Origin of the sequence: Ralstonia insidiosa, assembly GCF_008801405.1 — a bacterium.
In the GTDB taxonomy this organism is placed as follows: Bacteria; Pseudomonadota; Gammaproteobacteria; order Burkholderiales; family Burkholderiaceae; genus Ralstonia; species Ralstonia insidiosa.
This window is the reverse complement of the sequence record NZ_VZPV01000001.1, coordinates 1,349,888-1,369,684: the sequence shown is the minus strand read 5'-3', so window position 1 is coordinate 1,369,684 and position 19,797 is coordinate 1,349,888. Positions and strand designations below refer to the sequence as shown.

The 19,797-nt window shown below is 62.1% G+C and carries 21 protein-coding genes and 1 riboswitch; of the genes, 9 read left to right on the top strand and 12 right to left on the bottom strand.

Features of this window, described 5'->3' with window-relative positions; genetic code table 11:
* Positions 1-25: 25 nt before the first annotated feature.
* The 6 genes from tolB to ydfG form a co-directional block, all read right to left on the bottom strand.
* A complete protein-coding gene (gene tolB, locus F7R11_RS06590) occupies positions 26-1,327 on the bottom strand; it encodes a Tol-Pal system beta propeller repeat protein TolB (RefSeq protein ID WP_021195229.1) in 1,302 nt (433 codons plus the stop codon).
* A gap of 56 nt (positions 1,328-1,383) precedes the next feature.
* A complete protein-coding gene (tolA, locus tag F7R11_RS06585) occupies positions 1,384-2,421 on the bottom strand; it encodes a cell envelope integrity protein TolA (RefSeq protein ID WP_064802090.1) in 1,038 nt (345 codons plus the stop codon).
* Between the two features lie 37 nt (positions 2,422-2,458).
* The gene (tolR, locus tag F7R11_RS06580; protein WP_048935074.1) at positions 2,459-2,893 is read right to left on the bottom strand and encodes a protein TolR; all 435 of its coding nucleotides are present in this window, start codon (positions 2,891-2,893) and stop codon (positions 2,459-2,461) included.
* An 18-nt stretch (positions 2,894-2,911) separates the two neighbouring features.
* The gene (gene tolQ / locus F7R11_RS06575) at positions 2,912-3,604 is read right to left on the bottom strand and encodes a protein TolQ (RefSeq protein WP_021195232.1); all 693 of its coding nucleotides are present in this window, start codon (positions 3,602-3,604) and stop codon (positions 2,912-2,914) included.
* Entirely contained in the window at positions 3,601-4,005 is a 405-nt protein-coding gene (gene ybgC / locus F7R11_RS06570; RefSeq protein WP_021195233.1) for a tol-pal system-associated acyl-CoA thioesterase, read from the bottom strand. The genes tolQ and ybgC overlap by 4 nt, the downstream gene beginning before the upstream one ends.
* A 90-nt stretch (positions 4,006-4,095) precedes the next feature.
* Entirely contained in the window at positions 4,096-4,848 is a 753-nt protein-coding gene (ydfG, locus tag F7R11_RS06565) for a bifunctional NADP-dependent 3-hydroxy acid dehydrogenase/3-hydroxypropionate dehydrogenase YdfG (protein WP_064802088.1), read from the bottom strand.
* Between the two features lie 139 nt (positions 4,849-4,987).
* Positions 4,988-5,123: riboswitch (ZMP/ZTP riboswitch) on the top strand.
* Positions 5,124-5,259: 136 nt separating this feature from the next.
* Between ydfG and glyA the strand changes: the two genes are divergently transcribed.
* Complete coding sequence (gene glyA / locus F7R11_RS06560) at positions 5,260-6,507, top strand: serine hydroxymethyltransferase (RefSeq protein WP_064802086.1); 1,248 nt, start codon at positions 5,260-5,262, stop codon at positions 6,505-6,507.
* A 130-nt stretch (positions 6,508-6,637) separates the two neighbouring features.
* Positions 6,638-7,102 carry a transcriptional regulator NrdR gene (gene nrdR / locus F7R11_RS06555; RefSeq protein WP_064802084.1) on the top strand — a complete coding sequence of 155 codons (465 nt, stop codon included), beginning with the start codon at positions 6,638-6,640 and terminating at the stop codon, positions 7,100-7,102.
* Positions 7,103-7,129: 27 nt separating this feature from the next.
* On the opposite strand, the gene F7R11_RS06550 is transcribed toward nrdR, so the two are convergent.
* From F7R11_RS06550 to F7R11_RS06525, 6 genes are read right to left on the bottom strand one after another with little or no spacing between them, the layout of a single operon-like run.
* Complete coding sequence (locus F7R11_RS06550; RefSeq protein ID WP_082932787.1) at positions 7,130-7,612, bottom strand: type IV pilin protein; 483 nt, start codon at positions 7,610-7,612, stop codon at positions 7,130-7,132.
* 2 nt (positions 7,613-7,614) lie between these two features.
* The gene (locus tag F7R11_RS06545; protein WP_104577547.1) at positions 7,615-11,064 is read right to left on the bottom strand and encodes a PilC/PilY family type IV pilus protein; all 3,450 of its coding nucleotides are present in this window, start codon (positions 11,062-11,064) and stop codon (positions 7,615-7,617) included.
* Complete coding sequence (locus F7R11_RS06540; protein WP_064802080.1) at positions 11,064-11,654, bottom strand: pilus assembly PilX family protein; 591 nt, start codon at positions 11,652-11,654, stop codon at positions 11,064-11,066. The genes F7R11_RS06545 and F7R11_RS06540 overlap by 1 nt, the downstream gene beginning before the upstream one ends.
* A complete protein-coding gene (locus tag F7R11_RS06535) occupies positions 11,651-12,391 on the bottom strand; it encodes a PilW family protein (protein ID WP_064802078.1) in 741 nt (246 codons plus the stop codon). Before F7R11_RS06535 ends, F7R11_RS06540 begins: the two co-directional genes overlap by 4 nt.
* The gene (gene pilV / locus F7R11_RS06530; RefSeq protein ID WP_064802076.1) at positions 12,388-12,951 is read right to left on the bottom strand and encodes a type IV pilus modification protein PilV; all 564 of its coding nucleotides are present in this window, start codon (positions 12,949-12,951) and stop codon (positions 12,388-12,390) included. Before pilV ends, F7R11_RS06535 begins: the two co-directional genes overlap by 4 nt.
* The gene (locus tag F7R11_RS06525) at positions 12,942-13,694 is read right to left on the bottom strand and encodes a GspH/FimT family pseudopilin (protein WP_082932786.1); all 753 of its coding nucleotides are present in this window, start codon (positions 13,692-13,694) and stop codon (positions 12,942-12,944) included. Before F7R11_RS06525 ends, pilV begins: the two co-directional genes overlap by 10 nt.
* Positions 13,695-14,135: 441 nt before the next feature.
* Between F7R11_RS06525 and F7R11_RS06520 the strand changes: the two genes are divergently transcribed.
* From F7R11_RS06520 to ribD, 7 genes are read left to right on the top strand one after another with little or no spacing between them, the layout of a single operon-like run.
* Positions 14,136-14,330 carry a prepilin-type N-terminal cleavage/methylation domain-containing protein gene (locus F7R11_RS06520; RefSeq protein WP_064802074.1) on the top strand — a complete coding sequence of 65 codons (195 nt, stop codon included), beginning with the start codon at positions 14,136-14,138 and terminating at the stop codon, positions 14,328-14,330.
* Between the two features lies 1 nt (position 14,331).
* Positions 14,332-15,276, top strand: a complete 945-nt coding sequence (locus F7R11_RS06515; RefSeq protein ID WP_064802071.1) for a PilW family protein — start codon at positions 14,332-14,334, stop codon at positions 15,274-15,276.
* A complete protein-coding gene (locus F7R11_RS06510) occupies positions 15,270-15,881 on the top strand; it encodes a pilus assembly PilX family protein (protein ID WP_064802069.1) in 612 nt (203 codons plus the stop codon). The genes F7R11_RS06515 and F7R11_RS06510 overlap by 7 nt, the downstream gene beginning before the upstream one ends.
* On the top strand, positions 15,878-17,686 hold the full coding sequence (locus F7R11_RS06505) for a pilus assembly protein (protein ID WP_064802066.1): 1,809 nt from the start codon (positions 15,878-15,880) through the stop codon (positions 17,684-17,686). The genes F7R11_RS06510 and F7R11_RS06505 overlap by 4 nt, the downstream gene beginning before the upstream one ends.
* A complete protein-coding gene (locus F7R11_RS06500) occupies positions 17,686-18,084 on the top strand; it encodes a prepilin-type N-terminal cleavage/methylation domain-containing protein (RefSeq protein ID WP_064802064.1) in 399 nt (132 codons plus the stop codon). The genes F7R11_RS06505 and F7R11_RS06500 overlap by 1 nt, the downstream gene beginning before the upstream one ends.
* Entirely contained in the window at positions 18,072-18,656 is a 585-nt protein-coding gene (locus F7R11_RS06495) for a GspH/FimT family pseudopilin (protein WP_231973163.1), read from the top strand. Before F7R11_RS06500 ends, F7R11_RS06495 begins: the two co-directional genes overlap by 13 nt.
* A gap of 24 nt (positions 18,657-18,680) precedes the next feature.
* On the top strand, positions 18,681-19,793 hold the full coding sequence (ribD, locus tag F7R11_RS06490; RefSeq protein WP_064802062.1) for a bifunctional diaminohydroxyphosphoribosylaminopyrimidine deaminase/5-amino-6-(5-phosphoribosylamino)uracil reductase RibD: 1,113 nt from the start codon (positions 18,681-18,683) through the stop codon (positions 19,791-19,793).
* Positions 19,794-19,797: the final 4 nt, after the last annotated feature.

The following is a 19,797-nucleotide window of genomic DNA, read 5'->3' as shown; positions in this document are numbered from 1 at the left end:
GATTTCTCCTAGAGGAACTGCTTCGTTACTGCATGAAAGGACCCCACGCCGGCTCACGAACTTCGCCGGCCTGGAGGGAAAGAATCTGACGCGTACGGCCATCGGTCGACACCGCTGCCAGCACCGTCTTGCCGCCCACGCGCGTGGAATACAGGATGAACTTGCCGTTGGCGGCAAAGCTCGGGGATTCGTCGTAGGAAGTGTCCGTCAGCGCGTTCACATCGCCGTTGGTCAGGTCCTGCGTGTACAGACGGAACCCACCGCCCACGCGCGAGATATAGGCCAGCAGCTTGCCGTCTGGCGACACGCGCGGGCTTGTGTTGTAGCCACCCTTGAAGGTCACGCGCTGCGCGCCCCCCGCTTCTTCGCCATCGGCAGACATGCGATAGATCTGCGGTGCGCCACCACGGTCGCTGGTGAAGTAGATCGAGCGGCCATCCGGCGAGAACGACGGCTCGGTGTCGATCGCGCTGCTACGGGTCAGGCGGCGCAGGCCCGAGCCATCGGCGTTGACCACATAGACCTGCGTATTGCCGTCACGCGAGAGCGCCACCGCCACGCGGCGGCCATCCGGCGACCACGACGGCGCCGAGTTGTTGCCCTTCTGGTTCGAAATCACCGTGCGGCGACCGGCCACCAAGTCGTGCACGTACACCACCGGCTTCTTGAGCTCGAACGACACATACGCGACCTTGGTGCCGTCCGGCGACCACGCCGGCGAGATGATCGGCTCGTTGCTCGTCAGCGCAACCTGCGGGTTGGCGCCATCCGAATCGGAAATTTGCAGCTGATAGCGACGGCCCACCTTCGACACATACGACAGACGCGTCGCAAACACGCCGCGCTCACCGATCAGCTTCTGATAGATGTAATCGGCAATTTCATGCGCAGCCAGACGCAATTGCCCAGGGCCGCGCGTGAGCGACAGACCGCCCAGGCTCTCACCCTTGGCGGTGTCGTACAGGCGGAAGCGGATTTCGTAGCGGTCGCCATTGCGGGTCACGGTGCCGCCCACGAAGGCAGCAGCACCGCGGGTTTTCCAGGCACCCAGATCCGGGGCCGGATTATCCGGCACCACGGCGCCGGCGACATCCACGTTGGAGAAGCGGCCGCTGCGCACCAAGTCAGCCCGCACGATAGCCGAGAGGTTCTGCGGCGCTTCTGCCTCACCCTGGAAGTTGGCGATGGCAATCGGGTACTGGCTCGATCCGACCCCCGAAATCTCCACGTTGAGCTGGGCGTGGGCCACGCCGGCGCATGCTGCCGTCAGCAGCAGCGCCTGCGCAGCGCGTCGGAAGATCGGAATCCACATCTTCATCATGTTCATCGTCCGTATCAAATCTGTGAACCGGAAGCCGGCGCCGCCGAGGCGACGCCAGCGCGTTATTCCTTGGGCCGGAAGGTCAGGTTGACGCTTGACGGGGCCTTGCCGTTGGTATCGCGCGGCAGCGGATCGGAGCGCTCCACCGCACGCATCACGGCTTCGTCATAGGCGCCGTTGCCGCTCGATTTGGTCAGCCGCTTGGACAGGATCGAGCCGTCCGGCGCCATCGTCACCGCCACCACTGCCGCCGGGTTGCCGCTGATGGCGCCCGGGTCGAACACGATGTTCGGTTTGACCTTCGCGCGCACGCGCTCGGCATACCCGGCCGATGCCGTACCGCCCGTACCCTGTGCGTTGCCAACGCCACCACCCGAGCCCTCTGCCTTGCCGGCACCCCCCGCCAGGGCCTGCATGCGCGCCAGATTGGCGTTGCGCTGGGCATTGGCCTTCGATTCGGCCGCCTTGCGTTCCGCATCAGCCTTGGCCTTGGCATCTGCCGCAGCCTTCGCCTTCAACTCTTTCTGCTTCGCTTCGGCTTCCGCCTTGGCCTTGGCCTCTGCCTGGGCTTGCAGTTGCGCATTCTTGCGGGCCTGCGCCTCAGCAGCGGCCGCCTTTTCCTTGGCCTGCTGTTCGGCCTGGGCCTTGCGTTGAAGTTCCGCCTGGCGGGCCTGCTGTTCTTTCTGCACTTTCAGCTGCGCCTGGCGCTGGGCTTCAGCGCGGTCCTCGGCGGCCCGGCGGGCGAGTTCAGCCTCGCGCGCGGCAGTTGCTGCGGCCGCGGCTTCCCTCTCGCGCTTGCGCTTCTGCTCCAGCGCGATGTCGGCTTCCTCTTCCACCTTGGTCGGCGGCGCCTTGATAACGGGTTCCGGTTTCACCTCGGGCGGAGGAGGCGCCGTCTGCACGGCCTGCTGAACCGCCGCCTCATCCCACAACTCGGCTTCTTCGCCGCGCGGCGTACTGCTCTGCCACTGCACGCCAAAGTACAGGAAAGTGATCAGCAACAGATGCGTGAGGACTGCCAGCCCGAACGCGCGCAGCGTGCCGCGCTCGCGGACAGGCTCGTAACGATGCAACGCAGGGCTCAACGACCTTGTAGCCATGACGTTCAGGTTGCCTCGCCCGGAAACATCTTCGCGTTCATTGCGACTTCACCATCAGGCCGACGCGCTTGACGCCGTCGCCCTTCAACACGCTCATCACCGTCAGCACGCGGTCGTACTGCACGGCCTTGTCGGCGGCAATGACGACCGGCTGATCGGGGTTCTCATCGGTACGCTGCTTGACGAAGGCACGCAGCTCATTGTTATTGGCGAGCTTCTGTTCGGTGGCACCCGAGCCCGTCTTGATGCGAGCAAGGATTGTGCCGTCGCCCTTGATGGTCACGACGATGGGCGGCTGGGTCTGTTGCGGCGTGGCGTTGGCCACCGACGGCAGGTTGACCACACCGGGGTTCACCACGGGCGCCGCCACCATGAAGATGACCAGCAGCACCAGCATCACGTCGATGTACGGAACGACGTTGATGTCGGCCTTGGCCCGTCGGGCGCGGCGCGTTCGCTGGATGGTAGCCATGACGATGCTCCTTAGCGCTTAACGTGTTTGGCGCTGGAGGATGTTCGAAAACTCTTCCATGAAGCTCTCGAACCGGTTGGCCAGGCGGTCCAACTCGGTGGCATAGCGGTTGTAGGCGATCACCGCCGGAATGGCCGCGAACAGGCCGATGGCCGTGGCCACCAGCGCTTCAGCAATACCGGGCGCCACAGCCGACAGCGTGGCCTGCTGCACGTTGGACAAGCCGCGGAAGGCGTTCATGATCCCCCACACCGTGCCGAACAGGCCGATGTACGGGCTGACCGAGCCGACCGACGCCAGGAACGGCAGGTGCGATTCGAGCGAATCCATCTCGCGCTGGTAGGCGGCGCGCATGGCGCGACGGGCCGCGTCGAGGATGGCGCTTGGGTCGCCACCGCCGCGCTGCTGCTCGCGCGTTTTGAGGTATTCGCGCATGCCGGCTTCGAATATGCGCTCCAGCGCACCCGTCTTGTGGCGGTTGTTGGCTGCGCTCTGGTACAGCGCCTGCAAATCACCGCCGGCCCAGAAATCGCGTTCGAACGTTTCGGTCTGGCTGCGCGCGGCGCGCAGTGCAAAGGCTTTGCGGAAGATGTACGTCCAGGAGAACAGCGACATCACCAGCAGCAGGCCCATGACAAACTGGACCAAGAGACTGGCGTGCAGCACCAGCGATACGATCGACAGATCTTGTGTGACCTCGACGGGATTCATGCGGCAGCTTTGATGGTTGCGAGTACGGGAGCGGGGATCGGGGTCGGACGGAATGTGAGCCGGTCGACACATCCAACACGAATCGTGCCTGAGGCGAGCAGAACGTCTCCGCGCCAGCCTTCCTGGGCAAATTGGACTGACGCCGGACCAACCCGTTCCATACGCGAACGGATCTGGACCAGATCATCCAGGCGGGCAGGTGCGCGGTAGTCCACAGCGGTGCTGCGCACCACAAAAATGGCCCCGGTCGTGTCGGCCAGCGCCTGCTGGTCGACCCCGAGCGCGCGGAGCCACTCGGTGCGGGCGCGCTCAAAGAATTTCAGATAGTTGGCGTAGAACACTACACCGCCTGCGTCGGTATCTTCCCAATACACGCGCAGGTTCCAGTCAAAAGAAGACATCCAGCAATTTTACCAAGGCTCATGTGACAGCCAGCCATCCACCGGCCGGCCGAGGGCTTGCGCGGTGTGGCAAACCCTGCATGACACGATTCAAGCCATGTCTCGCGTCAAGCTCGTGGCCGAGAATGACTGGCAAACGGGCATGAGCTCGATTGCGTTGACATTGAAGTGCGGCGGCAGCGCTGCCATCCAGTAGACGGCTTCGGCGATGTCGTCAGCGGTGAGGGCCTCCGTGCCTTCGTAGACCTTGTCCACGCGGGCATCGTCGCCCTTGAAACGGACGTTGGAGAACTCAGTGCCGGAGCACAGGCCCGGCTCGATGTTCGATACGCGCACGCGGGTGCCGGTCAGGTCAGCGCGCAGGTTCAGCGAGAACTGGCGCACGAACGCCTTGGTCGCGCCATACACGTTGCCGCCCGGGTACGGGTACGTCCCGGCAATCGAGCCGATGTTGATGACATGGCCACGATTGCGCTCGACCATGGCCGGAAGCAACGCGCGCGTCATATGGACCAGGCCGGAGCAGTTGGTGCCGATCATGCGGTCCCAGTCGGTCAGATCCGCACGTTGAGCGGGTTCCAGGCCGAGCGCCAAGCCGGCGTTGTTGACCAGCACGTCGACCTCGCGCCAGCCTTCCGGCAGCGAGCCCGGCAGCGCGGCAACCGCGGTGGCATCCAGCACATCCAGCACGACCGGCAGGAGTGCATCACCCAGCTCGGCCTTGAGCGCATCCAGACGATCCTGACGACGACCGGCCGCGATCACGCGATGGCCTTCCCGCACGAAACGTCGGGCGATAGCTGCACCGAAGCCGGCGGTTGCGCCGGTCACGAATACGATCATGGAGTGTCTCCAAGCCTGAAAAAATGCGAAAAACAGAGTTTACCTGAAGCATTGCCGCCTGTTGCGCCGCAATGTGCTTGGGCAAGCGCCCCGCGCCTTGCGGCAGTCAAGGGCCTGTCGTACACTCGCGGGCAACCATTCCACCTTGCGCGACTGGCGAATCCCGGGCCTGCAGCAACACACCGCAGACCTCGGCAGTGGGCACCGACCACGAGGAAGCGCAAGGTTTCTGGCGTCATGCACAACGACGCCTGCCGCTCGCCTGGGCAGCGAATGGGAAGCAAAGGGTGACTTGGGCACCCGCTGCAATCGGCCAACACCGGGAGCAGCGTCCAAGCCGCGCGCATGTTTCCCGAAGCCCGCCTCGCCCGATCTCCGTTTTTCCGTTTCGTTTCAGACCAGACACTCGCCATGTTCGAACGCAGCCGCTATACGATCGACCAGATCGACCCCGAAATCTTCGCCGCCATCCAGAAGGAAAATCAGCGTCAGGAAGACCATATCGAGCTGATTGCCTCCGAGAACTACACCTCGCCGGCCGTGATGGCCGCGCAAGGCTCGCAACTGACCAACAAGTACGCCGAAGGCTACCCCGGCAAGCGCTACTACGGCGGTTGTGAATATGTGGACGTGGTTGAGCAACTCGCCATCGACCGCGTGAAGCAGCTCTTCGGCGCGGAAGCCGCCAACGTGCAACCGAACTCGGGCTCGCAGGCCAACCAGGGCGTGTTCTTCGCCGTGCTCAAGCCGGGCGACACGATCATGGGCATGAGCCTGGCCGAAGGCGGCCACCTGACGCACGGCATGGCGCTCAACATGAGCGGCAAGTGGTTCAACGTGGTCAGCTACGGCCTGAACGCCCAAGAAGACATCGATTACGACGCGCTGGAAGCCCTGGCGCAAGAGAAGAAGCCGAAGCTGATCATCGCTGGCGCATCGGCATTCGCGCTGCGCATCGATTTCGAACGCATTGGCAAGATCGCCAAGTCGATCGGCGCGTACTTCATGGTGGACATGGCCCACTACGCCGGCCTGATCGCCGCGGGTGTGTACCCGAACCCGGTGCCGCACGCTGACTTCGTCACCACGACCACGCACAAGAGCCTGCGCGGCCCGCGCGGCGGCGTGATCCTGATGAAGGCAGAACACGAGAAGGCCATCAACTCGGCGATCTTCCCGGGTATCCAGGGCGGCCCGCTGATGCACGTGATCGCCGGCAAGGCGGTGGCGTTCAAGGAAGCGCTGTCGCCGGAGTTCAAGGCTTACCAAGAGCAAGTGGTCAAGAACGCCCGCGCCATGGCCGAAACGCTGATGGCCCGTGGCCTGCGCATCGTGTCGGGCCGCACCGAGAGCCACGTGATGCTGGTCGATCTGCGCGCCAAGAACATCACCGGCAAGGAAGCTGAGAAGGTGCTGGGCGACGCGCATATCACCGTCAACAAGAACGCGATTCCGAATGATCCGGAAAAGCCGTTCGTGACCTCGGGCGTGCGCCTCGGTTCGCCGGCCATGACCACGCGCGGCTTCAAGGAAGCGGAGGCCGTGAAGGTGGCGCACCTGATCGCCGACGTGCTGGACAACCCGCACGACGAAGCGAACATCGCTGCCGTGCGCGCCAAGGTGGCTGAGCTGACCAAGCAGTTCCCGGTCTACGCTTAAGCGGTTGGCAATAGCCGTGGCACACATGCCAGCGGCCACGTAGTACCCTGCCGCGATGCGCCCCAAGCGGGCCATCGCGGCGTTGTTCTTTTAGCGCAGCGCGTTCTTTTGGGTTTCGTTGGAGACCGGCATGAAATGCCCTTTTTGCGGCCACGCGGCCACCCAGGTGATTGAGACTCGCATGTCGGAGGAAGGCGACACCGTGCGCCGTCGCCGCAAGTGCGAAGCCTGCGACCGCCGCTTCACGACCTACGAACGCATCGAGCTGTTCTTCCCCGCTGTCGTCAAGAAGAACGGCAGCCGCGTCGATTACGACCGCAACAAGGTCAAGGATTCCATGCGATTGGCGCTGCGCAAGCGCCCTGTCTCCGCCGAGGCCATCGACGAGGCCATCGCCCGCATCGAAGAAAAACTCCTCAGCCACGGTGAGAAGGAAATCGGCAGCGACCGCGTGGGTGAGCTGGTCATGCGCGAACTGAAGCGGCTGGACAAGATCGGGTATATCCGGTTTGCGTCGGTGTACCGGAGTTTTGAGGATTTGGCGGAGTTTCGTGATGTGCTGGATGAGGTTTCGGCACCCAGCGTGCGCAAATGAGAAAGGCCCCCGAGGGGCCCTTTTTTGTTACCAGCATTGGGCTGGCGTGTTGCCATTGACTGCGGTGGGATTGCCTTGAACACCAAGCTGGTTGATGGTGTATGTCCCGCACGCGTCTGCAACCTGCGCGTTGACCGGAACAGCAGAAGCAGCAAAACCAGGAGCAGCCGTACCGCTAGCGCCTGCCGTCCCCGTTACGCCGACATACAGTTGGTAGTACGACTGCGTACCGGACTGAATGGCCAGTGGGAAGCTGGCGCCGCTAGCATAGCCAAGCGCGGTTGGCGAGCTGGTGTAGTTGTTCTGCAGCGTAAAGAACCGCTCCTGCCGCGTAGCCAGATCCAACAACGCCGTCTTCGCATCCGCGCGATGTGACTTGAGCACGTACTGCTGGTAAGACGGATAAGCGATCCGCGCTAGGATGGCAATGATGGCCACTGTGATCATCAACTCCATCAATGAAAAGCCGGTTTGGCGGCGCAACACAGCGGGTATGGTCATTCGGTTCATGATTAGCGCAGCTTGGTCCAGTTCAGGCGCGAGCCAACGCCGGCAGCACTCGGATTGATCTGGTTGACCGTACCCGTGCCGTTCACCGTCTGCTGCACCAGATATGGCAACTTGTTGGCGGTCACGAGCGACGGCGTACCGGTACCGCTCAGACCAATGCCGCTGACAATACCGCCGTTGTAGGTCGGGAAGTTGTTGTTGTTGTCACCAAAGAACGAAGCAGTGCCTGCACCGCCGGATGCAACAGAGATCGCCATGGTGTAACCGGACGCAGGAGTCGAAGTGCACGACAGAATCTGCTGCACGGCCGGAACCGTCGTATTGACGATGAACATGCCGTAAGCCAGCGTCGGGTTATAGACGACCTGTTCATAGTTGGTAACTGCGCTCGAACCCGAACCCGTTGTCGTGCTGGGCAGCATGAGCTTCCAGCCATACTGGGTATTTGCGTTAGCTGCACTGCCACAAGCGGTAGAGCCCACCCAGCAGACTTTGCCGTTACTCACCGTCCGGTACGACGGTGTCGTTCCAGAACTGGTAGACGTGGCCGTGATTGTCTGCGTCAGCAGCGTCGATGCAGTGACGGTTTGCGTTGGGTTGAGCGTCGCATACTGAGCCGCTGAAGCGGCGCCCCGGTTCCAGGCATTCATATTCCAATCCCAAACGCCGTAAAGCCACTGTGCCGAGCCACTTGCGTAGGTGGCCGCATTTGTTTGCGTCTGCGGGAAAGCCTGCCCGGTGCCGAAGCTGACCAGTACGCGCGGCGCGCCAGTACCGGTACCAGGGATCGCCGCCACTGCCACCTTGCTGGTAATCGGCTGCCCTGCAGGCGTCGAGAACAGCGGTGTAGTGGACACGTTCCACTGCGTCGGATTTTGCGAGGTCAGGTCAAAACGCCAGACGTTGCCGAAAGCATCGCCTGCGTAGACATAGTCCGTGATGTGGTCACCATCCAAATCAGCGGGTGTCACGTAGGCAATACCGTTCTTGTTGTTCTTGCCGAGTGGGTCCTTACTTGGACCGTAGCCGGTGTCGAGGTAATAGAACGACGTAGTACCGTCATTTGCGACCAAGAGAACGTACAGACCGGCCGAGCCATTCGGGCTGTTCAGGCCATTGCCAAACAGAACTGCCCAGTTACCGTTATGCAGACGGCGGATGACCGGCGTGCCGTAGGTGTTGCCGAGGTAGCCGGCACAACTGTTTGTCCCGGTGTAGTTGGTACACGAGAGGTTTGAGGGCGACCACTCCTTGATGACCAGTGAGCTGGCATTGCTCTCACTGAAGTTCGCCGGGTTGGTGATATCAAGCGCATAGATTGCGCCTGTGCCCGCAGTGGTGTTGTCACCGATGACGCCGTTCGCATTGCCGCCGCCACCCAGACCGCCCACCAGCCACGTATGCCAGGCGTTGCCGTAATAGAGCTCGCCGGTACCGGGGGTAGCGTCTACAAACAAATTGTGCGCGTACGAAGGTGAACTGAAATCCAGATTCCCGTTGGCGTTATAGATGGTATTCAGGGCAGCGGCCGGCATATAGGCCAGCACCTCTTGTCCATCGTTCGGCGTCGTTGCAGTAGTGAAATTGCCATTGGTGTCGTAACCGCCGGCGCGGAAACCATGCAGCATGCCGTCGTTGGCACCCACATACACCACGTTTGCACGCGTCGCGTTGTTGGTCTTGAAAAGCGCGTAGCTGCCAGCCGGCTCGGGTGGCGTTGCCGTCGGGTAGAGAGCGTCGACCCACGGACCGTTGTACGGTGCCGACGGTGCACCAACCCAAGTGGGGCTGGAGTTCATGATGTCACCCAGCACACCATTGCGGGTGCGGAAGGAGCCTCCATTGCTGACCTCATAAGTGCGGGCTCCACGCAGATACTGCTGACGAGGGCTGCTGGCACTGTTGGCGGAACCGCTGTCCAATGCAGTCTTTTGCGCGGACGTCAGATTGGCCCATTGAAAGGGAACCCCGCTGGAGCCGTTCCAGGTCAGAATGCTGCGCGCCGTCGGCCCTTGTGCTGTCACGGTTGCCGTCGAGCTGATTGCAGGGCAAGCGCCGCCCGTCAGGTTACAACTGGCATTCCAATTGGCGTTGGTAGCAATGGACACAATCCCCGTCGTGGGATCCATCACCAAATTCTGCGCAGTCAGCTCACCCCACCAGTTCGTCGGGTGGTAATAAGCCAGGTACACCTGGGTGCCTGCCTGCACACGCGCCGACTGTTGCACGTTAGTACCGGCAGAACTACTGGCCTGACCGACTGGTGCGGCCTTGAAGCAGGTGATTTCGTGGACATTGCTGCCGCCGCCGGTACCCGCAGAGAAACCAAATCGGAAAGAGGAAGGCAACGGCCCATTCGAAGCGGTAATACTCTGCTTGTTCAGCACCGTCTGCGCAGTCCCGCCATTCACGCTATACGACAAACTCAGCAAGCCATCTTGCGTGATTGTGAGTGCATAAGTAATCGGTGTTGCGTTCCCACGCACCGCCTTACTCCCGCCCGAGGAATTCGTTCCAGCCGCCTCCTGGCTGTAGATCGTGACGTTGTTGCCGAGCGTGCTGCCGGTAATGTAGTTGTAGTTGTAGGGGATCTGCTCGGTGGTTTGATTGCCGTCGTAGATCGTATTCCCGTGCGCGTCTTTTTGAGACTTGCCGCTGAAGTTATAGAGATATCCCGCAGCGCACGTGCTCTGGACGGCGTTGGCTTGCGACGTACTCAGATTCGACGCGGGATAGTACTTCGAATAGTTGGTGGACAGGTTCGCCCAATTGGTGTTGCCCGCGCCCCGCAAGCTGATACGACTGGGGATTGCACCGGCACCCCCATTAGCATTCGCGCCACTACTGGTGTTGTCATTCGAGTTCGAGAAATTGCCGAACTCGTCGATCCCCACACCGATGTAGCCACCCTGAACACCATCATAGGTAGGGTTACCGTTGGAGCAACTGTAGCCAAGGCTCCCACCGAGCGCCCCCACCGTTGCCGGCTTCGAACCATCGGCCAGGAAGAAACTGATGCCATCGGCACCGGATGCCTGTTTTGAGGCGTTCTTATAGGCGTTACCGCCGTAAGTCACGGTCGTAAATGTGACCTGCAACCCTTGATTGGTAGGGAAAGTAAAGTTTGAGACAACCGCACCGGTTTGGTTGTTACCGTTACTTCCGGTAGTGGTGTCACCGTTGGTCAGCCGCAAAGCCCCCTGCCCAACGGCGTCGGGCAATGTCCCGTTCACACCGCCTACCAGTGTTGTACCGCTGTAATAGCTCAATCCTGAGCACGCTGGGATCGAACCAGTGTTATTGCCTGCCGTCAGGCACGCGCCATTCAGGCTTTGCCAGTTGTAGGAGGAAGACACCCCGGTCAGGTTGTCGCTAATCACCAGCTGCGCCCGCGCAGCCTCAGGCAGCAGCGCCGCAGTCGCCAACAGAACAATTCGTTGATTTTTCTTCATCACTGTTGCCCCAGATCCTTGGCGCCGGACGTAATTTGATAAGTGCTCTGCACCACTGCCGCTGTTGTTGCGTCACCGCCATAGCCGTAAGCAGTGACTTGATAGAGTTGAGCGAGCCCGTTCGGGGTCAAGCCGAGGTAGTTGATGTACATGCCCGGAACACCCGCGTAATTGATATCCCCGGCGGGCGAGCTCGCCCCGGCCATGCCACCACCACCGTTCGCCGTCATGAATGGCGGCAGGTACGTGGTCCCAACGCCCCAAGGCAACGTCGCGGGCGTCAACAAACCGATATTGCAGACCCGCATGTTGGCCAGCGTGTTGCCATTGTTGACCCCAGTGCACGTCGTGCCGGTCGAGCCGTTGCCTTGCCCCAGCCACCACTCACCGTACTGGAGCGCGCTCTGCGCAGCCTCGAGCGCGCGTTGCTTGTCGCGTGTGTTGGCCGCAATCTTCTCTTGCAAGCCGAAGCTGCGAAACATCCCCACGGCAAACAAGGTGAGCACGAGCAGCAGCAAGAGCCCAACGATGAGGGTGTAGCCTCGCTCGCGCTGCCCTGGCACCTTGGAAAAACGCATCGTCGTGCTCATTGCTGGTTCTTCAAGCTGATGGTCTGTACCCAGGTTGAGTTGTTTGTCTGCCCAACCTGGTTACCAAACTGCGTCGCAAACTGGAGTTTGACTTGAACGGAGTGCACCGAAGACCAGTAGCCCCCCGCCGTCACCTGAGCGGCTGTCAAATACGTGTCGCTGTATCCATTGCCATTGGTATCGGTGCCGTATAAAACCGTGAGCCCACTCACCCCACTCACCAGTGGTACCGTGGTCGGCGTTCCGCCGGAAACGGTCAACGTGCATTGCAGCTCGTTGTTCGGGCTGATGGATAGCGTGTTGACGTAGACCTGCTGGCTGCCTGTCGTGTTCGCCTGGCCGAGGCAGTTCATGTTGCCGTCGCCGCTGGCGGTGGCGAACTGCGTCGTCAGCGTGTCCTTGCCAGCGCTGGCACCCGACGTACCGGTAATCACCTGCCCTGCCGCCAACGAACCGGAAGCCGGCAGCGCTCCCAGCGCGGTATTGACCAGCGGGTTCGGAAAGAATCCCGCCTGTTGTACGACATTGGTGAGAATGGTCAGCGTCAGTCGCTCACTGTCCTGCAGTTGCGCAAGTTGATCTTGGCTCGTAAACGTCTTCTGCATGTTCACGAACATCACCACCACGCCACTCATGATGAACAGCGCGATCACCATCGCGATCAAGATCTCAACCAAGCTCGTACCAGCCTGCCGGCGACCCAATCGCATACGGGGAGTCATCGGTTTGGCGTTCATGGCTGGACGTAGACCGTAAAGCTCTGCTGCGTTGTCGGCGCTGCTGCAGCAGCAGCCGATGCTGTCGGCGTGTTGACGGCGATGTACTTCTCGTTCCAGGTCACCGTGATGTTGCAGTTCACCGGCACGCCTACCGTTGTGGTGCAGTTGACCGTGGCGCCATAGCCGGGGAAGTTCCCATTCATCGTGCTGGCCCATTGCTGAACGTCATACGCAGCCAATTGCTGTGGCGTACACGGGCTCCCAGTCAAACACTGGCCGGGAGCCAGCGTCTGGTTCAGCACGTTCGAGCTATCCGTAACGGTTTGGCCAGCGACACTGAACGTCGCCGGAGCAGTACCACCTGCCGCCCAGAACGCACGGTTGCCGTGCATGGCTGCCGCCAAACTTTCTGTCTGCAACGCCACCAACGAACGCACCCGCGAAATCTGCGTATTACCGACGGCTGCGGCCTGAATCTTTGCCAAACCCAACAGGCCAACGCCAACCACCACCATGGTGATCAGCGCCTCAATCAGCGAGAAGCCAGCGGCTTGACGCCGGTGCATCGTCAACTGCATGCGCGTGTCCCCGGTGTTAAAACCGCCTGCCGCCCAACCAAATTGATCTCCACACAACGCGTCGCGTTGTTGTTTGGAGGCGAGGTACGAAGGGCCATCGTGACTGTCCCACTAGCCAAATTCATCGCGAAACCGTCTCGGCTATATGTCACAGCGGAAGCCGCTGGACTTGATGCAGTAGCCCTGAATGTGTCGTTGTTCGTAAGCGGTGCACGCACACGCAACGGCACATCGCTGGCGGAATCGGTCGTGCCGGAGCCGTTGACATCGTTGAACACGATCCAACCTTTTTCCCAGTACGTGGGGTTAACCGTATTGCACGAAGTACCGTTGGACGACGGGCACAAACTGACCGGCAGCCCCCGCTTGATTGCCTCGCTACGCGCAAACTGCAGATCGTTGACCAACGAGTTAGCTTCAGCCTGCAAGCGGACCTGTTGCGTGAGCCCGACATACGACGGCGTCGCAATGATTGCCAGCACCGCCACGATGGCCAGCGTCACCAGCAGTTCAATCAGCGAAATACCGCCCATGCGGCTCGAACGAATGCAACCGGCGCGCCCCCGCACGCCGCTTCGCTCATTCGGATGCGACATATCTGTATGAATTTGGCTGTGAAGCGACACGATGTCGGCACGAACGCCGACACCATCGACACGCCGCTCTGTCTGACTCAGAGGCCAGCGGCTGCGTGACGATCGAAATTGATGCGCGGTAATGTATTTGCGTACCGCGGCCGCCATGTCAGTACGACAGTGAACCGACTGGAAACCCGCATCGCCCGATAGGCGAAGTCCCGTTTTGCATATTTACCCCCGACATTTTGTTATGCGGCAGTCACGGCGCCATTGCTGTCGCGCGCGCTGCTGATTCCTGAACTTCCCGAGTTCTTTTGTTGGGCCGCACTCAACCCCCGTTGAACACGACGATCTGCCAACAACAAAAGCGTAGGCAGACGCACCCCCCGAAATAGTGGGGAATTAGTCAAAAAGTGTCAACAACCCCCTCCCTCAACAGCAAGGCTCAGCAAGGTCGGTTTTGACAAAAAACCAACGATCTTTAGCGAAACTCAGTCAGGGAGTCGTTTTATGCTTGACGACCAGAGAGGGTATTGACCAGATATGACACTTATACGGCCAAATTCACACTAACTTGAGGCGGTTTCGCTAAGCGTCAGCCGCCTCATGTCCTCCCGCTCCTACCGCCCCCGCCAACGCGGCGCCATCCTGATCGAATCCCTCATCGCCCTGGCGCTGCTCTCCCTGGGTGCAGCGGCCATGTTTCATGCGCTCGAGCACCTCGAGGCCACGAGTCACGCGGCCCGCCAACTCGGCAAAGAGGTCCTTGATCTGCTCACCGAATCAGAAAAAAGCCGCTGATATGGCGCGCCCGTTCATCCGACCCGCGCGCGGCGTCTCGTTGGTCGAGTTGCTGGTTGGTATGGTCATCGCGCTGCTAGTGCTGGGCATTGCGCTGCAGTTGACACTGGTCGCACGAGAGCGCTATCTGCGTCTGGCCGATGCAGCCCTCATTGAAGATCGAGGCATGCAGGCGCTGGAGTTGATAGGCCGGGCGGTGCGCCAAGCCGGGTGGATCACCGACACCCCGGCCCTATCATCCACGCGTCGCTGGCCCAATGCCAGCGCGCCACCGTCGCTCGTCGGTGCCGACGACTGTGGCGGCCCAAAGATGGAGCCAGGGACCACACTGGCGTGTAGCGACAGACACGGCATACAAGGCAGCGATGCCCTATTGGTGCGCTTTGCCGGCCGCAGCAAGTCTGCATCCGACGGTGCAGGAGACGGCGCCATGCTCGACTGCGCTAGCTTGGCCGTATCAGAGCGTGACGGCGGCAATGAAGATCCGCGCCTGGGCGGCATGCTGCTGTATGTCTCGCTCAGCACGACGAATAAGGCAGAGAGGGTGCCGCAACTCATGTGCAAGTCCTTCGTGCGCAATACCAATGCCCCCGTAGCAGCAAGAACCGGTTACGGCATGGTGCGTGGCGTCGAAACCCTCCAACTGCTCTACACGCTGGCCCCCACCGCTACGGCACCGGCAGAAACCCTGCCGGCGCGCATGATGAAGGACGACGATTGGTATCGTGTACGACAGGTGCATGCGGCAGTCGTGGTGCGCGGTGATCGGTGGTCGCCCAGAATTCCGCCTTCGATCAAGACCGCGCTATTTCCAGGGCTCGACGCCCCACGGGCGCAAGCACAAGATCTGGAATTCACACCGCAAGATGCGCGCCGCAATCGCGCCCGCTTCACCGTCACGCTGGCCGTGCGCAACCCGCTGCATTGCGAGGCGGATGCATGTTGATACCGCACACACGTCAACACGGCTTCTCGATCATCGCCGTCACCGGGGCTTTGATCATCATCGGCCTGCTGATGATGGCCGCGCTACATATGGTGCAAGACCACCGCCGTCGCGCCACGCTCTCGGCTGATCGTGCACTCGCCTTGCAGGAAGCCGAAACCGCGTTGACGGAGGCCGAGTGCCAGTTGGCGATCGCCACGCGCACGCCAAGTTATTCCGCTTGCCGCGCCCCAATCAGCAATGCGCACATCACCGAGGAAGACCTTGTCATGCTGGCAGGTTTCACTCCGGGTAGCTGCGGAAACCGTAAGGGACTGTGTTGGCCACTGGAAGGGCAATCCGCCCAGTCGCTTGCCAAGCTGCTCGACACGTCGACCGACGCCTTTGTTCTTCGCAAGCTCTCCACCATGGGTCAGCGTAGGCCGCCTCAGGGTGCCCGCTACGTCATTGAGCCGATTCCAGATACCCAGCCCGGCCAATGGATACAAGCCGGCACGGCAAGTTTGCCTACCCTTTTTCGCATCACTGCGGTCGGCTTTGGTGTCGATCCAGGCATCAACGTGGTGCTGCAAACGGTCTACCGCCCTCAAGCAAACACGCAATGACCGCACTACGCCTCGGTGCCTGGCTAATCGCTACACTGGCCGCTTCAACGCCTGCCGCCACCGGTGACCATCCAGCAGGAGACTTGCCCACGCACCTCGTCATCACTCCCGGTGGCGACGCATGGAGTGGCCGGCTGCGCGCACTGCAATTTCTGCCAACACTCGGCACACCGGATGCCCCCACACCGCCCGACCTTTGGGAAGCCGGTCACCTGATCGACACAACACCGCCGGACACACGGCAGCTTTGGACATTCCGCCGCGATACCACTGCACGCACACCAATAGCATTGCGCTGGGAAGGACTGTCGCCCATGCAACAGACCGAGCTAGATGGTAACAACGGGCTTGGCGCCGCGCGCGTCGACTATTTGCGCGGCGTGCGGCAGCATGAGCATGACGCAATACGCCTGCGGCCGCGCACGTCAATCCTGGGGGGCATGCGCAGCGCGCACGCGCAGTTGGTCGGCCCACCAGGGTTCATACTTGACCCGCGCCATAACAGCTTCCGCCTGCAACATGCCCAGCGCCCCTGGATGGTCTACATCGGGGCCAATGATGGCTTGCTACATGGCTTCGACGCACGCACCGGCGCAGAACGCTTTGCGGTTGTGTCCGACACCACTCTCCCGACGGCCGCGCGCAATGCATCTCCCGGCCAGCCGGTACCCCCTCCCGTCTGTCCCCGTCCCTTTGTCGCCGATGCATGGATGGGCGCGCAATGGCATTCCGTGCTCGCCTGCGGCAACGGTGAGATGGGGACCGGCCTCTTCCTGGTGGACATCACCGACCCCACCGCCTCCACACCGCCGCCGATGCTGGCTTATGACGCCAGCGACGACCCGACCATCGGCCACATCGACGGCCCGATCCCCATCGTGCCGCTGGCTGACCGCAGTGGCACGCAATCAAGGTGGTTTGCCATCAGCGGCAACGGCAAGGGGGATGCTCGTGTGACGAGCCGCCTGCTGTTGCTGGCGTTGGATCACCCACGCACGGCCGATGCGATCAGCGTGCCGGCTGTAGCGAGCCGTGGCGGGCTGGGCGCGCCCGCCATAGTGTTGGGGCCTCAGGGGCACGCTACGCTTGCCTACGCTGCCGACGCCCAAGGCCAGATCTGGCGCTTCGATCTCAGTGGCACCGCTCCTTGGCAAGACGCGCTCGGCACGAACGCGACGCAAAGGCGCACACCTTTTTTCACCGCCACTTCACTCAGCGGACTCACGCAGCGCATCCTCGGCCCCATCTTGTTGGCTGCCACGGCCGGTGGGCCACTGCTGGTCTTTGTCGCCGCGGACACAAATGGCGATGCCACCTTGTATGGCGTGGCCGATGCGCACAGCCTGCCACGCGGCCTCTCTCGCACAGATCTAACCGGCCACCGCGCAGTCGATAACGTGGACAGCGTGCGCATCCAATCCGACGGCAGCACAGGCGCACGCGGCTGGCGCATCGATCTGCCACAGGGGCAGATACCCGATGATCTTGTCAGCGCAGGCACGCACAGCCTGCTACTCACCACACGCGACACCACTGGCCACGAACGCGCTTACTTGCTTGACCCGCGCACAGGCCTGCCTACCAACAAAGATGGTCGCTCTGGCCAGAGACTCTTCGGCACACCACTCATCACGTCACTTGACGCGCCATCCGTGCAGACTCCCGGCGGCGGTGCCACGCAAGCCATGCAGACCGGCCTATGGCAGATCGACGGAGCGCACATCCGCCAGGCCGACACCCTCACCTACACGCGCCAACTCGGCCGACTTAGCTGGCGTGAAGTGACCGAAGGGAGCGCACGCTGATGCGCCGCCACCTACGCGCGTTCACGCTGCTGGAACTCATGGTTGTGCTGGTCGTTGTTGCTGCGCTGGCCTTCGTTGCCACTTCAAGCTGGCCGGCATACTGGCAGCGCATGCGCCGCGCCGCGGCTGGCGCGGCCCTGGTTTCCGCCGTAGCCCAACTGGAGTTGCGACATGCGCGCACGGGCTCGTTCGAGCCATCCACACTACTGACCCCGCCTCCTCCGTTGCCACAAGCCGACGGCTACAAGCTGTACTCCCAGCCATGCGGCAACGACAGAAACGAAGAGAGATGCGTGGAAATGGCCGCGATGCCCCTTCATCCAGACCCACTCTGCGGCACGCTTACGCTGACCACCACAGGCGAACGCAGGCCGGCCATTCCAGCATGCTGGCCATGACCCGACGCGCATGGCCAATCCGCCAAGCGGGCGTGACACTCTTGGAATTGGCGATCGTGATCGCCATCATCGGCGTGCTGGCGACCGCGGCCGTCCCGTCAATCGTCGACCGCTGGCAGCGCGAAACCGTAATCTTGCTCGCCGAACGCTTTGCCAGCGCCGCTTCCGTGGCGCAGGAGACAGCCCAATACCGGCATGTGCCCACTCAACTCCGCCCGACGAAGAACCCAGCATCGGGCCAAGGCGAGAGCTGGATGCTGACGATGGCACCCTCCCCGCCTGCGTCTGGTGCTTCGTCAGCGACAGAGGATGTGCCTGTGCTCGCCATCACGCTGCCCACCATGCCCACCGTAAAGATCACCCCCTCCAACATGCCGAACGACACGCTCTCCTACTCGTCTGTGGGATACTTGCAGACGTCCAGCCCGCTATTTGGTGCGACCCTTAAGATCTCTAGCGGACGGCATCAGCGCCTCGTGCGGATCAACAACGCTGGCCGCGCCCGCATCTGCAACCCTGACACGGACGGGGACAGTTGCAAGCCGACCGGCGACGACACCGCCGACTCCTAACTTAACGCGTTCGCTTTCTCACCCATGTTCTCCGACTTCGACCACGCCATGATGCAGCGCGCCCTGGCGCTGGCCGAGAAGGGACTCTTCACCACCACGCCCAACCCACGCGTCGGCTGTGTGCTCGTGCATGGCGACACCGTCATCGGCGAAGGCTATACGCAGCCCGCCGGCCAGGACCACGCCGAAATCCAAGCCATCAAGGATGCCCAATCGCGCGGCCAGGACGTGCGCGGCGCGACGGCTTATGTGACGCTGGAGCCGTGCAGCCACTTTGGCCGCACGCCTCCCTGCGCAGACCGTCTGGTCGAAGCCGGCATCACACGCGTGGTGGCTGCCATGGAAGACCCGAACCCTGCCGTTTCCGGACGCGGCCTGCAGAAGCTGCGCGATGCCGGCGTCGACGTACGCTGCGGCCTGCTGGAACGCGAGGCGCGCGAACTCAACATCGGCTTTGTCTCGCGCATGACGCGCGGCACGCCCTGGGTGCGCGTGAAGGTGGGGGCATCGCTGGACGGCCGCACCGCGTTGGACAATGGCGTCAGCCAATGGATTACCGAAACCGAAGCGCGTAACGACGGCCATCGCTGGCGCGCGCGCGCCTGCGCCATCCTCACCGGCATCGGCACGGTGCGTGAAGACAACCCGCGCCTGACCGTGCGCGCCGTGACCACGCCACGCCAGCCACGTCGCATATTGGTCGACTCAGCGCTGGATGTCCCACTCGACGCGCACATCCTGACCGCGGACGGCCACCACGAGCCGACGCTGATCTTTGCCGCGCAGCCCGAAGCCGGCCGCATGCGCGCCCTGGCTGAGCGCGGCGCAGAAGTCGTCCTCCTGCCCAATGCAGCGGGCAAGGTAGACCTGCCCGCCATGCTGCGCGAGCTTGGCCGCCGCGAAATCAACGAACTGCACGTCGAGGCTGGCTTCAAGCTCAACGGCTCCTTGCTGCGCGAAGGGCTGGTTGACGAGATCCTCGTCTATCTGGCGCCCAAGGTGCTCGGCTCGGGCCAGGGCATGTTCAATATGGGGCCGCTGCAAACGCTGGAAGGCGCGGCCGAATTCTTCTTTCACGATATCTCGCGCATCGGGGGCGATCTCCGCATCCTGGCGCGCCGCAACCCGACAGACTGATCGC